The organism is Streptomyces sp. NPDC000075 (assembly GCF_040301925.1).
In the GTDB taxonomy this organism is placed as follows: Bacteria; Actinomycetota; Actinomycetes; order Streptomycetales; family Streptomycetaceae; genus Streptomyces; species Streptomyces polychromogenes.
On record NZ_JBEPFL010000038.1, the window covers coordinates 24,675 to 40,432 of the forward strand.

The window sequence follows — 15,758 nt, forward strand, 5'->3', positions numbered from 1 at the left end:
TCGCGAAGCGACGCGACGAAGGAGCGCCCTTGACAGGGCGGCCCGACGCGGAAGGACGATGAGACTGACGGGAACCCCCCAAGCCATCTCTGAGACCGCTGAGTGTGGCCCCGCCCTCCCCCGGTCCCGGCCGGCTGTGCCGTCACCGCCCGCCGGGACCCCGTCCCCCGCCCACCGGCCCGCAGATAGGGAGGCGGGTGGGCAGCCACCGGCCCGCCCCCACCCCTCGAGGGGGAGATGGCGGGCCCGCACCCCCACCGCCGCGCCCCCTCCGGGGCTACCGCCCCTGGAGCTTCGCCGAGGCCGTTCTCGTCGGGGGGAGCTGGTTGTACAGGAGGCGGCCCGGGCATTCCGTGGCGAAGCCGTCGCGGTGGCCCGAGATGACGTTCAGCTTGACGTTGGTGCCCTTCTTGTACAGGTTCCCCCCGCCCGACTTCAGCGTCGTCTTCGCCCGCGGGTCCGCCCCGAACAGGCCGAGCTTCCACGCCGTGAGGCGGGCCACCGCGTCCACCGCCGCCTTCTGCGGGGCCGTGGACGAGTAGGTGCCGATCACCGCGACGCCCATGCTGTCCGCGTTGAACCCCATGGTGTGGGCGCCCAGGACCGCCTTGGCGACTCCGCCCGCGCGGCCCTCGTAGACCGTGCCGCACTTGTCGACGGCGAAGTTGTAGCCGAAGTCCCGCCAGCCCTCGCTGACCACGTGGTACCGGTACAGGCTGCGCAGCACCGCCGGGGCCTCCGTGCAGGCGTAGTTGTTGCCGGAGGCGGTGTGGTGGACGAAGGCGGCCTTGACGGTGCTCGTGTAGACGAAGCCCGGTTCGCGCAGGGACTCGTCCGCGCCCCAGCCGCGCCGGGTGACGATGCGCGGGCGCGGGCCGATGTACGGGCGGGCGGCGGCAGCGGGTTCGGCGTCGGCGGCGATCGCGTCGGCGGTGGAGTCGGCCTTGTCGAGGGCGCCGATCTCCAGTGCGCCGAGCGGGGCGTGCGGGACGTTGGCCGCGGAGGATTCGGCCGCCTCCATGGACATCGCGGGGAGGGTGGCGGCGACGTCGCCCTTGTCGTCGTCCGGGGGGACGTGGGACGAGGACGCGCCCACGCCGTTCTTGCCGTCGCCCGAAGCCGGCGCCCGGCCCGCGCCGGGGTCGACGAGCTCGATGCGCAGGCCTGACGGGAGGCGGCCGGGGGCGGCCGCGGCGCGGGTGGGTGCCGGGGCGTTCTCGGCCTGGACGCGCACCTCCACGCCGTCGGAGGGGCCGACCCACAGCGGGGCGCTGGCGCCGCGGACGCGGCCGGTGCCGCGTTCGGCCGCGTCGGGGTCCGCGGCGTGTTCGCCGTTGTGGGTGTCGACGTCCTGCCAGTCGGACCAGGCGCCGGTGGCCACGGAGCGGGTGCGGACCTGGATGCGGCCGCCGAGTTCGGCGGCGGCGTCGTCCCAGACGACCCCGACCAGCGAGAACGTCTTGACGTCGCGCGGGGCCAGGCCCCGGGTCTCGGCCAGCCCCGGTGAGGTGCTCATGCCGGGGACGCCGGGGATGCGGGCGGCGGTGGAGGGGCCGAGGGGGACGAGCGGCAGTGACTGGGTGGACCCCGGGACGACGGGGACCGCCTCGGCCAGGGCCGGAGTGGAGAGCGAGAGCGGCAGCGCCAGGGCGGCGGCCGTCACGACACCGATCGAGGAAGCAAGGAATCCGCGCATGGAAGCGATGCTGGGCACACCCACCACGAAGCGCCATCGGAGAACTGACGCACCGTCCGACGGCGCGCCGGGCGCGCCTCCCCTGGACGGGCGAGCCGCCGCCCCCCGTACGGGGGAGGGCGCCGCGTACGCTGGGGCGGGTGAACGCCACTGACCGCACCCCTGCCGACCTGCTGCGATCCGCGCTCGCCGCCGATCCGGGCCGCCCGCTCGTCACCTTCTACGACGACGCCACGGGCGAGCGCGTCGAATTGTCCGTCGCCACCTTCGCCAATTGGGTGGCCAAGACCGCCAATCTGCTCCAGGGCGACCTGGGTGCCGAGCCGGGTGACCGGCTGGCGCTCATGCTGCCCGCGCACTGGCAGAGCGCCGTGTGGCTGCTCGCCTGTGCTTCCGTCGGGGTGGTCGTGGAGATCGGCGGGGATCCCGCCGACGCCGATCTGGTGGTGAGCGGGCCGGACACGCTGGAGGAGGCCCGCGCCTGTTCCGGTGAGCGGGTCGCGCTGGCGCTGCGCCCGCTGGGCGGGCGGTTCCCGCAGGCGCCGGCCGGGTTCGCGGACTACGCGGTGGAGGTGCCGGGGCAGGGTGACCGGTTCGCCCCGTTCGTTCCGGTGGACGCGGACGGGCCGGGGCTGGTGGTCGGCGGCGAGGAGCTGTCGTACGCGGCCCTGGTGGAGCGGGCCCGCGAGGACGCGGGCAAGCGTGGGCTCGGCGAGGGCGCCCGGGTGCTGTCCGGGCTGGACTTCGACGGCTGGGAGGGGCTGTCGGCCGGCCTGTACGGGCCGCTGGCGATCGGCGGCTCCGTGGTGCTGTGCCGCAACCTGGACGCGCTGGCGCCCCAGGCGCTGGCGCAGCGGGTGGAGAGCGAGCGCGTCACCCACACCGCGTAGGCCCAGGTCCCCGTCCGGTCCCGGCGATTTGTCACCCACATGGGTCTAGACAACCCCCTCCCCCCGGGCCGCCCGCCCCGCCCGGGTGGAGTATCGCTGCAGGCCGTACACCCGTACGGCCCGTCGCCGCCGCGGTGGAGCCGCGGCCGGCACGGCGAGGGGACGGTGCGCGAGTGAGGGACGGCGCGGGCATACCGGATGACGCCGCGGCGGCCGGCCGCGCGGGTAAGCCCCCGCGCGGCCGCCGGCGGCGCCGGCTGCTGCGCTGGATCGGGCTCGGGGCCGTCCTGCTGGTCCTGGCGGGGGCGGCGGCGGGCTGGTGGCTGTACGCGAAGCTCGACGGGAACATCACCGAGGACACCTCCGCGGCGGCGGAACTGCGGCGCTACGAGCGCGAGCGGCCGGCGCACTTCGCGTCGGGCGCCCAGAACATCCTGCTGATCGGCTCGGACTCGCGTTCCGGGACGGGTAACGCGGGCTACGGGCAGGACGGGGGCACCCAGCGTTCGGACACCACGATCCTGCTGCACCTGCCGGCGGACCGGCGCAGCGCGACGGCGGTGTCGATCCCCCGGGACCTGATGGCGGAGGTGCCGGAGTGCCTGGGGACGGACGGCTCCCGCACCGGGGACCGGTTCGCGCAGTTCAACTGGGCCTTCCAGTGGGGCGGGGCCGCCTGCACGATCCGTACGGTCGAGAAGATGACCGGGATCCGGATCGATCACCACATGGTGGTGGACTTCGGCGGGTTCAAGAAGATGGTCGACGCGGTCGGCGGCGTGGAGGTGTGCCTGCGGCGGCCGGTCAACGACGCCGAGGCGCACCTGCGGCTGCCCGCGGGCCGGCAGGTGCTGGGCGGGGAGCAGGCGCTGGGGTTCGTCCGGGCGCGCTACAGCCTGGGCGACGGCAGTGACACGGAGCGCATGGAGCGCCAGCAGCAGTTCCTGGGGTCGCTGTGGGAGAAGGTGAGCAGCAACGGGGTGCTGCTGAACCCGGCGAAGCTGTATCCGCTGCTGGACGCGGCCACCTCCTCGGTGACCACCGACCCGGGTCTGGCCTCGCTGCGGGGGCTGTATGAACTCGTACGGGGCGTACGGGACATACCGGCCGACCAGGTCAAGTTCCTGACCGTGCCCCGTCGCCCGTACGCGGCAGACCCGAACCGGGACGAGCTGGTGGAGCCGGACGCGGCCCGGCTGTTCGAGCGGCTGCGGGCGGACCGGCCGGTGACGGTGACCGCGCCGCAGCCGCCGCCGAGCCCGGATCCGGAGCCCGCGGGGGCACCCCGGGACGGTTCCGGCGAGGGCTCCGGCGAGGCCACCGGTGACGGTTCGGGCGGTCCCTCGCCGACGGGAAGCGGAACCTCTGCGGCGGTCACACCGGCCCCCACCTTCACGGGAACCACGGCGGGCACGGCCGACTGCCGGTAAAGCAATCCAAAAGCTGCCCGGTGAACCGAGCCGGATGAGCGCTTTGGCCCGTTATAGGGGGAGTGGATTTTGTCACCAGCATGGTTTGCGGCTGACCTGGCCGGATAAGGTGAGCGATCCGGTGCACCGGCCGTGAAGAGGCCGTGCACCAGCAGCCGGATCGTTGACCGCGCGCCTGGGGGGAGGCGCGTCGCGAAGCACCGACGGAGGATTCGAGCAACCGTGGATGCGCAAAGCCGTGGGCGGGCGGACGAGATCGACCCCGCTGACCAGTGGGTCCTCAATCCCCGCACTGGCAACTACGAACTGCAACTGGGCCGTTCCGCTGCGCAGCAGCGTTTCGCCTCCGCCCCCCGCAGGACGCGCAGATCCTCCACGTCCACGGCCCCCGCACCGGCCGCTCCCTCCCCCGCCGTCCCCAAGCCCCGTCGCGGCGAGGGCCCGCCCGGCGGGCGGCGTGGCGGCGGCCGCTCCCGCAAGGGCGGCGGGCCGGACCGCCGCAGGCGGCTCCTGGTGGTCACCGGCGGCACCCTGGCCTTCCTGCTGGTCGGCGGCGGCCTCGGCTCGTACCTGTACTACCAGCACCTGAACGACAACCTGAACGTCATCGACACCGGCGGCGCGGGCGGCGGCTTCAAGAAGGACCAGCCGATCAACGTCCTGGTGATCGGCACGGACAAGCGCAGCGGCAAGGGCAACGAGGGGTACGGGGACGCGGAGAGCGTCGGCCACGCCGACACCACGATCCTCTTCCACGTCTCCAAGGACCGCAGCAACGCGACCGCGCTGTCCATCCCGCGCGACCTGATCACCGACATCCCGTCCTGCCCGACGAAGACCGACGGCTCGGTCAAGGAGATCCCCGGCACCCGGGGCACCCGCTTCAACAACAGCCTGGGCCAGGAGGGCCGGGACCCGGGCTGCACGATGCGCACGGTCAAAGCGCTGACCGGCATCGAGGTCGACAACTTCATGATGGTCGACTTCAACGCGGTGAAGAACCTGAGCACGGCGGTGGGCGGGGTGCCCGTCTGCCTGGCGAAGGACGTCAACGACCGCGATTCGAAGCTGAACCTGAAGGCGGGCGAGCACCGGCTGGAGGGCGAGCAGGCGCTGGCGTTCGTCCGGACGCGGCACTCCTTCGGCAACGAGAGCGACCTGGACCGGATCAAGACCCAGCAGCAGTTCCTGGGTTCGATGATGCGCGAGATGAAGTCCAAGGAGACGCTGACCAGTCCGAAGAAGTTCTTCTCGCTGGCGGAGGCGGCCACCAAGTCGCTCACGGTGGACCAGGGGCTCGGCTCGATCGGCAAGCTCACCGCCCTCGCGGGCGAGTTGAAGGACATCAACCCCAAGAACGTCACCTTCACGACGCTCCCGGTGATCGACAACCCGAACGAGCCGGCCAACCGCAAGGCGACCGTGGTGCTCAACCCCTCCCAGGCGGACCCGCTCCTGCAGATGATCCGCCAGGACGTGTCCCTCACGGAGGTCGAGAAGAAGGAGCAGGCCGCCAAGGACGCGGCCGAGGCCGACGCCAAGAGCAAGCAGGACGCGCTGCTCCAGGGGAACCGCGCCCCGGCCGGGGACGTCCGGGTGGACGTGTACAACGGCGGCGGCCCCCCGGGATCGGCATCCACCACCCTGACCTGGCTGCAGAACAGCAAGGGCGTCTACAAGGCGGGCAACCACGGCAACGCCTCGGCGCGGCTGGCCGCCACGCAGCTGGAGTACGCCCCCAACCAGGCCGACCAGGCCCGGGCGCTGGCCGACATGATGGGCCTGCCTGCCTCGGCCCTCAAGCCCGGCGCGGTGGACGCGGGACCGAGGACCCCGATGAAGCTGACCCTGGGCTCCGACTTCAAGGAGCCGGGCACGCCGCTCGGCGCCGCGGCCCCCCAGCAGGCCCCGGAGGGGGTCCAGCGGGTCGAGGCGGACAAGGCGGTCTGCGCCAAGTGACCGGCCGCGCCACCGGACGCCGGGGTACGGCGCGGCCGAGCCGCGGGCGGCGGTTAGACCGCCCGCCGATCGTCCACAGACCGCCTAGGGGCGGTAGCCGGCAGGACCGGCACAATACCGACCAGTAAAAATTCTTGAGGGGGGTACGCGTGATGCACAGCAGCGTGCGGGGGGAGGGGGCGCCCGACAAGGCCACCGACGGCATATCCGGCGGTGGCGAGAAGAAGGCGTCCGGCACGGTGCCCCCACCCCGGAAGGGCGAGGGCGACGGCGCCCGGCCCCCGGGCGGTGGCATCCCCGCCCGCCGGCGCCGCCGGCGGGTGCTGTTCTGGGTGGCGTCCGTCCTGGCGTTCCTGATCCTGGGAACCTCGGCGGCCGGGTACCTCTACTACAACCACCTCAACGGCAACATCCGCAGCGGACAGCGCCTGAGCGGTGAGAGCGGCGTGGAGAAGACCCACGCCAACGCCAAGGGCCAGCGCCCGCTGAACATCCTGCTGATCGGCTCCGACAGCCGCAACAAGCCGGAGAACGTGGAACTCGGCGGAAGCCGCGACACCGTGGGCAACGCCCCGCTCGCGGACGTGCAGATGCTGCTGCACGTGTCGGCCGACCGGGAGAACGCCTCGGTCGTGAGCATTCCGCGCGACACCCGGGTCGACATACCCGAGTGCACGGATCCGAAGACCGGCGAGAAGTTCAAGAAGACCAACGCGATGATCAACGAGTCGCTCGGTCGCGGCGGTCCCGGCTGCACCCTGGCCACCTGGGAGAAGCTGACCAACGTCTACATCGACCACTGGATGATGATCGACTTCTCCGGTGTGGTGAAGATGGCCGACGCGGTCGGCGGCGTCCCCGTCTGCGTCAAGGACAACGTCTGGGACCGGCCGCTGCCGACCTCCGGCGGCGGTTCGGGCCTCAAGCTCCAGAAGGGCACGACCCGCGTCAAGGGCGAGCAGGCGCTCCAGTGGCTGCGCACCCGGCACGCGTTCAGCAGTGACCTGGGCCGGGCGCAGGCCCAGCACATGTACATGAACTCGATGATGCGCGAGCTCAAGAGCCAGAACGCCTTCACCGACGTCGGCCGGATCACCGACCTGGCCGAGGCGGCCACCAAGGCGCTGGAGGTCTCCGAGGAGATCGGCTCGGTCAAGAAGCTCTACAACCTGGCCATGCAGCTCAAGGACGTGCCCACCAACCGCATCACGATGACGACGATGCCGACGTTCCAGGACCCCCGGGACGAGAACCGGCTCATCGTGAACCCGGCGGACGCCGACAAGCTGTGGACGATGCTCCGCAAGGACGTCGCGTTCGACAAGAACGGCGAGCCGCAGGCCGCGCAGTCCCCCTCGGCGGCGCAGCCCTCCCCCGGTGCCTCGCAGCCCGCGCCGGGCGGTTCGCAGCCGCCGGCCCAGCCCGGCCAGGAGGCCTCGAAGGCGCCGGTCACCACCCCGGACAAGATCCCGGTCGCGGTGGTCAACGGCACGGCGGCCGGTCAGCCGCTGGCGCCGCACCGGGCGAACGCGATCGCCGACGTCCTGCTCGCCAAGGGCTTCACCAACGCCAAGGCGGACACCGCGCTGATCCCGGAGAAGACCACCGTGGTGCGCTACCCGACGCCGGACCTGGCGGACGAGGCGCAGAGCGTGGCGGCGTCCCTGGGCATCCCGGGCACGGCGGTGCAGCAGTCGGCGGACGTCTCGAAGATCACCCTGATCGTGGGCGCGGACTGGCGCGAGGGCAACGCCTTCCCGGCGCAGACCCCGCCGACGGCCGGGTCGATCCCCGACACGGCCGACGCGATCAACGGCTCCGACACGGGTGCCTGCATGGAGGTCTACAAGCCGTACCGCTGGTGACCCGGCGACGGCGCTGAACGCGAAGGGGTGACCCGGTCCGAGGCGGACCGGGTCACCCCTTCGCGTGGTGCGTGGGCCCTCAGACCCCGGCCGGGTCGCGGCGCACCGACGGGCGGCGGCTGGCGATGACCTTGCGGGCGAGGGAGCGCGGGCTGGTGAGGAAGCCGTAGCCCCAGCTCATGTGCATGGTGGCGAGGGCCAGGGGGATCCGCGCCCGGGCCGCCGGGGACAGCCCCTTGCCGGCCGGGACGGATCCGGCGGTGATCGCCGCGAGGTAGCCGGCCGGGACGGCGAACGCCCACGGGGTGACGGCGACGCCCGCGACCACGCCGGCGGCGATCGCGCAGACGGCGGCCGGCGGGGCGAGGTAGCGCAGGTTGATGGAGCCGGGGTGGTAGCGGGCCACCACGTGCCGCCAGCGGCCGTAGTCCTTGTACTGCTTGGCCAGGGCCCGTACGGAGGGACGGGGGCGGTACCGGACCTTCAGCTCGGGCGAGAACCAGATCAGCCCGCCGGCCTCGCGGATGCGGAAGTTCAGCTCCCAGTCCTGGGCGCGGATGAACTCCTCGTTGTACCCGCCCTGCTGTTCGAGGGCCTCGCGGCGGAAGACGCCGAGGTAGACGGTCTCGGCGGGGCCGGCCTGGCCGCCGGTGTGGAAGGCCGCGTTGCCGACGCCGATCCTGGAGGTCATCGCGGCGGCGACGGCGTCCTCCCAGGGGTTCTCGCCCTCGGCGTGCATGATGCCGCCGACGTTCTGCGCGCCGGTCTCCTCCAGGAGGCGGACGGCGGTGGCGATGTAGTTCGGGGAGAGCATGCCGTGGCCGTCGACCCGGACGACGATCGGGTGGCGCGAGGCCTTGATCGCGGCGTTGAGGGCGGCGGGGGTCCGTCCGCTGGGGTTGGGGACGGTGTGGACGCGGGCCCGGTCGTTGGACGCGGTCTCGCGTACGAGTTCGGCGGCGATCTCGTCGGTGCGGTCCGTGGACGGCCCGAGCGCGATCACCACCTCCATCTCGCCCGCGTACTCCTGCCCGAGGATGTGCCGGACGGAGTCGCGCAGATGGCGCTCCTCGTTGAGCACCGGCATGATCACCGAGACTGCGGGCTGCTGGGCGGGCATGTCGTCCTTCACGGTCGGGTATCGGTGTCACGTTACCGCGTACGGGGGAAACGGGTGCGCGGCGGACGAGCGGTACGGACGGGCGCTGATCGTATGGGCCTACTGTTCCGATGAATCTGCCCGACGTACCGGGAGGTGTCCCCCGTGCCCCAGCCGCCCCGTCCCCACCGGCCCGCCGGGCCGGCCCAGGCTCAGCGCGCACGCAAGGGCGGCGGACGTGGCGGGACGGCCCGCGGCCGGCGCGACCGGCCCCGGTGGGGGGTGCGGATCGCGGCCGGGGTCTCCCTGGTGGTCCTGGGCTCCGGGGCCGTCGGGCACGCCGTGATGACCGGCCTGGACACCGGCATCGAACGGGTCGACCCCTTCAAGGACATGAAGAACCGCCCCCAGGCCGGACACGGGATCAACTTCCTGCTGGTCGGCACCGACGGCCGCGACAAGATCACCCCGGAGGAGAAGCGCGAGTACCGCCTCGGCGGGGAGCCCTGCCACTGCACCGACACGATCATGCTGGTGCACCTGTCCGCCGACCAGCAGCGGGCCAGCGTGGTCAGCCTGCCCCGCGACAGCTACGCCGAGCTCCCCGCGCACCAGGACCCCGCCACCGGCAGACCCCACCGGGCGCATCCCGTGAAACTCAACGCGGCCTACGCCGAGGGCGGGCCGAACCTGACCGTGCGGACCGTCGAGAGCATGACCCGCGTCAAGATCGACCACTACCTGGAGGTCGACTTCACCAGCTTCATGCGGACCGTCGACGCGATGGGCGGCGTCGAGATCTGCACCGCCAAGGCCCTCCACGACCAGAACACCGGCCTCGACCTGCTCCCCGGCACGCACCGCCTGAGCGGCGGCCAGGCCCTCCAGTACGTCCGCTCCCGCCACGTCGACGGCGCCTCCGACCTGGGCCGGATGCAGCGCCAGCAGCGGTTCGTCGCCGCCCTGATCAAGCAGGCCACCGGCGGCGGGGTGCTGCTCAACCCGGTGAAGTTCAAGGAGGTCAGCTCCACCCTGCTCGGCTCGGTGCGCGCCGACAAGGACTTCGGGTCCGAGCAGATGCTGGCGCTGGGGCAGGCCATGCGCGGCTTCACCCCCTCCTCGTCCGAGTTCGCCTCCGTCCCGATCGGTGACGCCTCGTACCCGGTCAAGGGCATCGGCTCCACCGTCAAGTGGGACGAGCACAAGGCCGCCCAGCTCTTCGAGTCCCTGCGCGAGGACCGCCCGCTGTCCCCGCCCCGCCCCGGGCACCCCGCCGGCCGGCCCCCGGCCCCCGCCGCGCCCTCGCCCGTCCCGGTGGACGTGCCCCCGCAGCAGGTCCGCGTCCAGGTGGAGAACGGCACCCGGATCGACGGTCTGGGGGGCCGGGTGGACTCCGCCCTGCGCGCCACCGGGTTCGACACCACCGGCACCCCCGCGAGCGGCGCCGGCCGCGACGTCCGGCGCACGGTGATCTCGTACGACCCGCGCTGGGACCGCTCCGCCAAGACGGTGGCCGCGGCCCTGCCGGGCAGCGAGCTGCGCGCGGTCGCCGGGCAGGGCAAGACGGTCGTGGTGATCGCCGGCTCCGACTACGCGAAGGTCGTGCCGGTGCGGGCCGAGGACCCCTACCAGGGCGAGTTCGGCGTGGTCACCGGCGACCAGGTGGTGTGCGGGAAGTAGCGCGCGGGGCGCCCGCCCGTGGCTGGCGCCCGGGCGCTACTTCACCCGCTCCAGCAGCGAGACGTGCAGGCCGCGCACGTCGGTCGTCCGCGCGATCCGGTAGTGCTCCTTCAGGGCCTTCTTCGGGGCCGCGGGAAGCTTGTTGTACGGGTCGTGGTCGCCGTCGGTGATCCGCGTCACCAGCCAGATCCGCCGGGTGTCGCCCAGGCAGCGCTCCGGCTGCCCGCACTCCACGGGGAACAGGTCGTCGGAGGCGACCGCCGGGCGCTCCGCGAAGACGTCGCGCAGCTTGACCCGGTCGGGCAGGTAGTAGCCGATCTGGTAGTCGATCATGAAGACCCGCTCCAGCTTGCCGCGCGGCGGGACGAAGCCGTCGCCGGGCCGGTACCCCTGGGCGATCACCCGGGCCGCCGCCACCCCGTCCGAGGTCTCCTTGGCCTGCTCGGTGCGCAGCTGGCGCTGGTCGGGGGCGCCGAGCAGGATCAGCGCGGCCAGCCCGGCCGCACCGGCCGCGCGGGGCCGCAGCGCGGCCAGGCCGGCGGCGGCGAGGATCGCCCAGGCGGGGACGGTGAAGAGCACGTAGCGGTCGATGAAGTACGAGGAGCTGCCCTGCGAGGCCACGAAGCAGGCGCCGATCGGCACGGCCCCCATCAGCAGCATCTCCACGGCGGGACGCCGGCCCCGCGGCCACGCCAGCGGCAGCAGCGCGAGCGCGGCGACGGCCAGGCCCACCAGCGGGGAGGCGAACAGGTTGTCCCAGAGCCCGGAGACGTCCCGCAGGTGCGGGGTGTCGATCCAGGCGATCTGCCGGCCGACCTGCCGCCGCCCCAGCAGCACCAGCGGGATCACCGGCAGCAGCCCGGCCACGGCCGCCACCGCGAAGGACAGCGGCACGCGGACACGGCGGGCGCGCCACCACCGCAGGGCGACGATCATCGCGTGCGGCAGCAGGAACAGCAGGGACACCATGTGCAGCAGCCCCGACACCGCCACCAGCACGGCGTACCCGGCCCAGCGCGGCAGCGACGGCCGCTCCAGCACCCGCAGCAGCAGCCAGGTCGCGGCGGTCACCGCGAGCACCACGAAGGCGTACGACCGGGCCTCGGTGCCGTACCGGGTGACGGCGGGCAGCAGTGCGAACAGCAGCCCGGCGAACACGGCGGTCCGGCGGTCGAACAGGGCGCGGGCGATCAGCACCACCAGCGCGGCGGAACCGGCCATGGCCAGCGCCGACGGCAGCCGGAGCATCGCCGGGGAGTCCCCGAAAAGGGTGACCCAGTAGTGCAGCAGCAGGTAGTAGAAGCCGGACACGGCGTCGACGTGCCCCAGCATCCCGATCAGCTCACCCGTGCTCCGGGAGGCGGCGTTCCAGCTGGCCAGCTCGTCGCGCCACAGCTGCGGGGTCCCGGCCCGGAAGGCGGTCACCGCCAGGGTCAGCAGCGCCGCCCACAGCCAGTCGGGCCCGGTCGCGCGCCGCCGCGCCGCACGGGCGGGGGCGGCGGTCGCGGGGGCGTTCTGCGTGGCAGTCGGCATCAGTGAGGTCTCCGCGGCAGTGCCGTTCATGGGCCGGTCGTGGGTGCACGGCCGTCACTCGCGCGGGAGCCGGACGTCGACGTATCAGCATAAGGGGGATCGCCGTAAGGCTCCCGTATGCCCGGTCCGTCCACGTCAGGTCCGCGGCAGGTCCGCGTCAGCTCCGCGTCAGCTCCGCAGCAGCTCCGCGTCAGTCCTCGTCCAGGCCCTCCGCGATGCGGCGCTCGCGCAGCTCCTTGATCGCCTGACGGCGGGCGAGGCGGTGCGTGCGGCGGATCTGCGCCTCCTGGTAGCGGCGCTCGTCCTGCTCCGTCTCGGGGATCACCGGCGGGACGGTGCGGGGCTTGCCCTCGGCGTCCACCGCCGTGAAGACGAGGTAGGCGCTGCCGACCTGGGTGGCGGGGGTGGATTCGTTCCACCGCTCCGCCAGGACCCGTACGCCGATCTCCATCGAGGAGCGGCCGGTCCAGTTGACCTGCGCCCGGACGTGCACGAGGTCGCCCACGCGGACGGGGGCCAGGAAGGCCATCTCGTCCATGGAGGCGGTGACGGCGGCCCCGCCGGAGTGCCGCCCGGCCACGGCGCCGGCCGCGTCGTCGACCAGCTTCATGATCACGCCGCCGTGCACGGTGCCGAGGAGGTTCGTGTCGGCCGCGGTCATGATGTGGCTGAGGGTGGTCCGGGACGCCGAGATCGGCTTGCCCTCCGGTGCCTCCGGTATCTGTGTCATGCAACCACCTTAAGTGCGGTCCCCTTGAGTGCGTCCCGCAGGCATCAGGTGTGCAACAGCCCCGGTACGAAGACCCCACCGGGGTGTCCCGGGGTGCTCCCGGGCGGGCATCCTTGTGCGCATGAGTGACTGGGACGGGTTCGGCGGCGAGCGCGACGCGCGCGGCCGGCGTGATGACGGGTACGGGCGCGGCAGCGGGCAGGCGCAGCCGGAGGGGCCGCAGCGGATGCGGCACGTCCAGCGGCAGCCGCAGGCCCCCCTGCCTCCCCAGGGCCGGCCCCGTCCCGCCCAGCGCCCCGCGCGGCCCCCGGTCCCGCCGCAGGCCCCGCCGCCGGGCGCGCGGCCCGGCCCCGGCTACGGGGCGCCGCCGCGCCAGCCCCAGGGCCCCGACGCGGCGTACGACAGCGGCTACAACACCGGCCAGGTCTACGGGCGCCCCTCCGGCCCCGGCGGCCCCTCGGGTCCCGGCGGTCCCGGACGGCGCGGGGGCCCGGGCGGCCCCGGCGGCCCCGGCGGACCGGTGCCGGTCCGTGTGGTCGTCGACTGGCGCAAGCGGATCAAGATCGGGTCGATCGCGCTCGTCTCCGTCCTCCTGGTGACCACCATCGGCACCTACGTCTGGGCCGACTCCAAGGTCCGCCGCGAGGTCGACCTGTCCAAGGTCATCGAGCGGCCCAAGGAAGGCGACTGCACGACCTACCTGATCGTGGGCTCCGACAGCCGCGAGGGCATGTCCGACGAGGAGAAGAAGAAGCTCCACACGGGCTCCGCCGAGGGCAAGCGCACCGACTCGATGATGGTCCTGGCCAAGTGCTCCAGCGGGAACACCATGGTCTCGCTGCCGCGCGACTCCGACGTGGAGATCCCCTCCTTCGTCGGCTCCCAGTCGGGCAAGAAGTACGCCGGCACCGGCAAGCACACCAAGCTGAACGCCGCGTACGCGGACGACGGCCCGGAGCTGCTGGTCCGCACGATCGAGTTCAACACCGGCCTGCGCATCGACCACTACGCCGAGATCGGCTTCGCCGGCTTCGCGAACATCGTGGACGCGCTGGGCGGCGTGGAGCTGGACATCGAGAAGGGCTTCAAGGACGAGAAGTCCGGCGCCGACTTCAAGGCGGGCCGGCAGACCCTCAACGGCGAACAGTCCCTGGCCTTCGTCCGCACCCGCTACGCCTTCGCCGAGTCGGACCTCCAGCGGACCAAGAACCAGCAGAAGTTCCTGGCCGCCCTCGCCAGCCAGGCCGCCACCCCGGGGACCATCCTCAACCCCTTCTCCCTCTACCCGGTGATGGGCGCCGGCCTGGACACCCTCATCGTCGACAAGGACATGTCGCTGTGGGACATGGGCCAGATGTTCTTCGCCATGAAGGGCATCAACAGCGGTGAGGGCGTGTCGCTGAACATGCCGATCTCCGGCGAGCGCGGCGGCAACCTCATCTGGGACAAGCCGAAGGTCCAGCAGCTCGTCAAGGAGATCCAGAACGACCAGAAGGTCACCGTCAAGGGGCAGTGAGCACGGCAGTCGGCACGGCAGTCGGCGCGGCGATCGGCACGGCAGTGACATGAAGCACTCGTTCCGCGCCGCGCTGGACAGTCCGGCAGGTTCTTCGTAAGACTGATCCGCCTTTTGCACGCCTGCTCTGGAGCGTAGATGTCTTTGCCCGCGGCCCCGCCCCGACCCGGCGACCTGAAGCGGGACGAAGAGCTCATACCGCAGCAGCGCGTCTCCCCCTCCGGGGCCAAGCCCCGGCTGCGCGTCCTGGACGGCCTGCGCATCGTGGCGGCCGTGGTGGTGCTCAGCGCCCACTACGTCCACCCCGTGATCTGGGGCGCGCGGGAGAACAAGGAGCTGTTCGGCCCGCTGGCCACCGCCTCGCGCTACGGCTGGCTCGGCGTCGAGCTGTTCTTCATGATCAGCGGCTTCGTCATCTGCATGTCCGCCTGGGGCCGGCCGCTCGGCAGCTACCTGCGCAGCCGCGTGGTGCGGCTCGGACCGGCGTACTGGTTCTGCGCCCTGGTGACCGGCGCGGTCATGACCGTCTACGCGCAGTTCTACGGCGGCAACCACCCCACGCCCAGTCAGATCCTGACCAATCTGACGATGGTGCAGATGCCGCTGAACAACCCCTCGCTCGACCCCTCCTACTGGACCCTGTGGTCGGAGGCCCGGTTCTACCTGATCTTCGCGATCGTCGCCTGGAAGGGCCTGACGTACCGCCGGGTCATGAACTTCTGCTGGATCTGGACCGTGGCCTCGATCCTCGCGCCGACCTCCGGCCTGCCGGTACTGGAGGCGCTGGCGAACCAGACGTACTCGCCGCTGTTCATCTCCGGCATCTGCTTCTACCTGATCCGCCGCGAGGGCGCCCGCGTGGGCGAGCCCTGGATCCTGCTGGCCATGTCCTGGCTGCTGATGCAGCGCTACATGACCGACATCCACGGCTGGAACACCCGCGCCGGCGACAAGCTCTCCTGGGCGGTCTGCGTCGCGGTGGTCACCTTCTTCTACTGCGTGATGGCCGCGGTCGCGCTGGGCTGGCTGGACCGGATCAACTGGCGCTGGCTGTCGGTGGCGGGCGCGATGTCCTACCCCCTCTACCTGCTGCACCAGCAGGTGGGCGTGACGCTGATGGAGCACTGGGCGGGCAGGGTCCACCCGTACGTGCTGATCCTGTCGATGACCTGCTCGATGCTGCTGGCGTCCTGGCTGGTCGTGAAGTTCGTGGAGCGGCCCGGCTCGGCGGCGCTCAAGCGGATGCTGGAACGGCGCCCGGTCAGGGCCTGAGGGCCTGCGGGCCTGAGGACATGAAGAAGGGGCACCCCCGAGGGGGTGCCCCTTCTTCATGGTCCGGTGCCGGTGCCGGTGCCGGTGC

At 72.5% G+C, this 15,758-nt stretch carries 11 protein-coding genes; 7 read left to right on the forward strand and 4 right to left on the reverse strand.

Annotated elements, in window-relative coordinates; translation table 11 throughout:
• Positions 1-277: 277 nt before the first annotated feature.
• Positions 278-1,696 carry a peptidoglycan recognition protein family protein gene (locus tag ABT403_RS32320; protein ID WP_344168712.1) on the reverse strand — a complete coding sequence of 473 codons (1,419 nt, stop codon included), beginning with the start codon at positions 1,694-1,696 and terminating at the stop codon, positions 278-280.
• A 140-nt stretch (positions 1,697-1,836) separates the two neighbouring features.
• On the opposite strand from ABT403_RS32320, the gene ABT403_RS32325 reads away from it, so the two are divergent.
• From ABT403_RS32325 to ABT403_RS32340, 4 genes are all read left to right on the forward strand, one after another.
• Positions 1,837-2,586 carry a TIGR03089 family protein gene (locus tag ABT403_RS32325; protein WP_344168709.1) on the forward strand — a complete coding sequence of 250 codons (750 nt, stop codon included), beginning with the start codon at positions 1,837-1,839 and terminating at the stop codon, positions 2,584-2,586.
• Between the two features lie 26 nt (positions 2,587-2,612).
• Positions 2,613-4,016: an LCP family protein gene (locus ABT403_RS32330; RefSeq protein ID WP_425580335.1), complete on the forward strand. Its 1,404-nt coding sequence runs from the start codon at positions 2,613-2,615 to the stop codon at positions 4,014-4,016.
• Positions 4,017-4,238: 222 nt separating this feature from the next.
• Positions 4,239-5,975, forward strand: coding sequence for an LCP family protein (locus tag ABT403_RS32335; RefSeq protein ID WP_344168702.1), 1,737 nt, complete (start codon positions 4,239-4,241; stop codon positions 5,973-5,975).
• A 152-nt stretch (positions 5,976-6,127) separates the two neighbouring features.
• Entirely contained in the window at positions 6,128-7,840 is a 1,713-nt protein-coding gene (locus ABT403_RS32340; protein ID WP_344168809.1) for an LCP family protein, read from the forward strand.
• 79 nt (positions 7,841-7,919) lie between these two features.
• Here ABT403_RS32340 and ABT403_RS32345 read toward each other — a convergent pair whose 3' ends face one another.
• Positions 7,920-8,960, reverse strand: a complete 1,041-nt coding sequence (locus ABT403_RS32345; protein ID WP_344168699.1) for a glycosyltransferase family 2 protein — start codon at positions 8,958-8,960, stop codon at positions 7,920-7,922.
• A 144-nt stretch (positions 8,961-9,104) separates the two neighbouring features.
• Here ABT403_RS32345 and ABT403_RS32350 point away from each other — a divergent pair, with 144 nt between their 5' ends.
• On the forward strand, positions 9,105-10,619 hold the full coding sequence (locus ABT403_RS32350; protein WP_344168696.1) for an LCP family protein: 1,515 nt from the start codon (positions 9,105-9,107) through the stop codon (positions 10,617-10,619).
• 36 nt (positions 10,620-10,655) lie between these two features.
• Here the strand turns inward: ABT403_RS32350 and ABT403_RS32355 are convergent, their stop codons facing one another.
• Together ABT403_RS32355 and ABT403_RS32360 are read right to left on the reverse strand one after the other, a co-directional pair.
• Positions 10,656-12,182: a glycosyltransferase family 39 protein gene (locus tag ABT403_RS32355; RefSeq protein WP_344168693.1), complete on the reverse strand. Its 1,527-nt coding sequence runs from the start codon at positions 12,180-12,182 to the stop codon at positions 10,656-10,658.
• A 160-nt stretch (positions 12,183-12,342) separates the two neighbouring features.
• Positions 12,343-12,882, reverse strand: coding sequence for an acyl-CoA thioesterase (locus ABT403_RS32360; protein ID WP_344168690.1), 540 nt, complete (start codon positions 12,880-12,882; stop codon positions 12,343-12,345).
• 121 nt (positions 12,883-13,003) lie between these two features.
• Between ABT403_RS32360 and ABT403_RS32365 the strand changes: the two genes are divergently transcribed.
• The gene (locus ABT403_RS32365; RefSeq protein WP_344168687.1) at positions 13,004-14,398 is read left to right on the forward strand and encodes an LCP family glycopolymer transferase; all 1,395 of its coding nucleotides are present in this window, start codon (positions 13,004-13,006) and stop codon (positions 14,396-14,398) included.
• A gap of 138 nt (positions 14,399-14,536) precedes the next feature.
• Positions 14,537-15,670: an acyltransferase family protein gene (locus ABT403_RS32370; protein WP_344168684.1), complete on the forward strand. Its 1,134-nt coding sequence runs from the start codon at positions 14,537-14,539 to the stop codon at positions 15,668-15,670.
• Positions 15,671-15,758 lie beyond the last annotated feature (88 nt).

What these genes read in the sequence shown, in the direction of transcription:
- ABT403_RS32320 (WP_344168712.1), bottom strand. Translation starts at nt 1,696, where the DNA reads ATGCGCGGATTCCTTGCTTCCTCGATCGGTGTCGTGACGGCCGCCGCC.
- ABT403_RS32340 (WP_344168809.1), top strand. Translation starts at nt 6,128, where the DNA reads ATGCACAGCAGCGTGCGGGGGGAGGGGGCGCCCGACAAGGCCACCGAC.
- ABT403_RS32345 (WP_344168699.1), bottom strand. Translation starts at nt 8,960, where the DNA reads ATGCCCGCCCAGCAGCCCGCAGTCTCGGTGATCATGCCGGTGCTCAAC.
- ABT403_RS32355 (WP_344168693.1), bottom strand. Translation starts at nt 12,182, where the DNA reads ATGAACGGCACTGCCGCGGAGACCTCACTGATGCCGACTGCCACGCAG.
- ABT403_RS32360 (WP_344168690.1), bottom strand. Translation starts at nt 12,882, where the DNA reads ATGACACAGATACCGGAGGCACCGGAGGGCAAGCCGATCTCGGCGTCC.
- ABT403_RS32365 (WP_344168687.1), top strand. Translation starts at nt 13,004, where the DNA reads ATGAGTGACTGGGACGGGTTCGGCGGCGAGCGCGACGCGCGCGGCCGG.
- ABT403_RS32370 (WP_344168684.1), top strand. Translation starts at nt 14,537, where the DNA reads ATGTCTTTGCCCGCGGCCCCGCCCCGACCCGGCGACCTGAAGCGGGAC.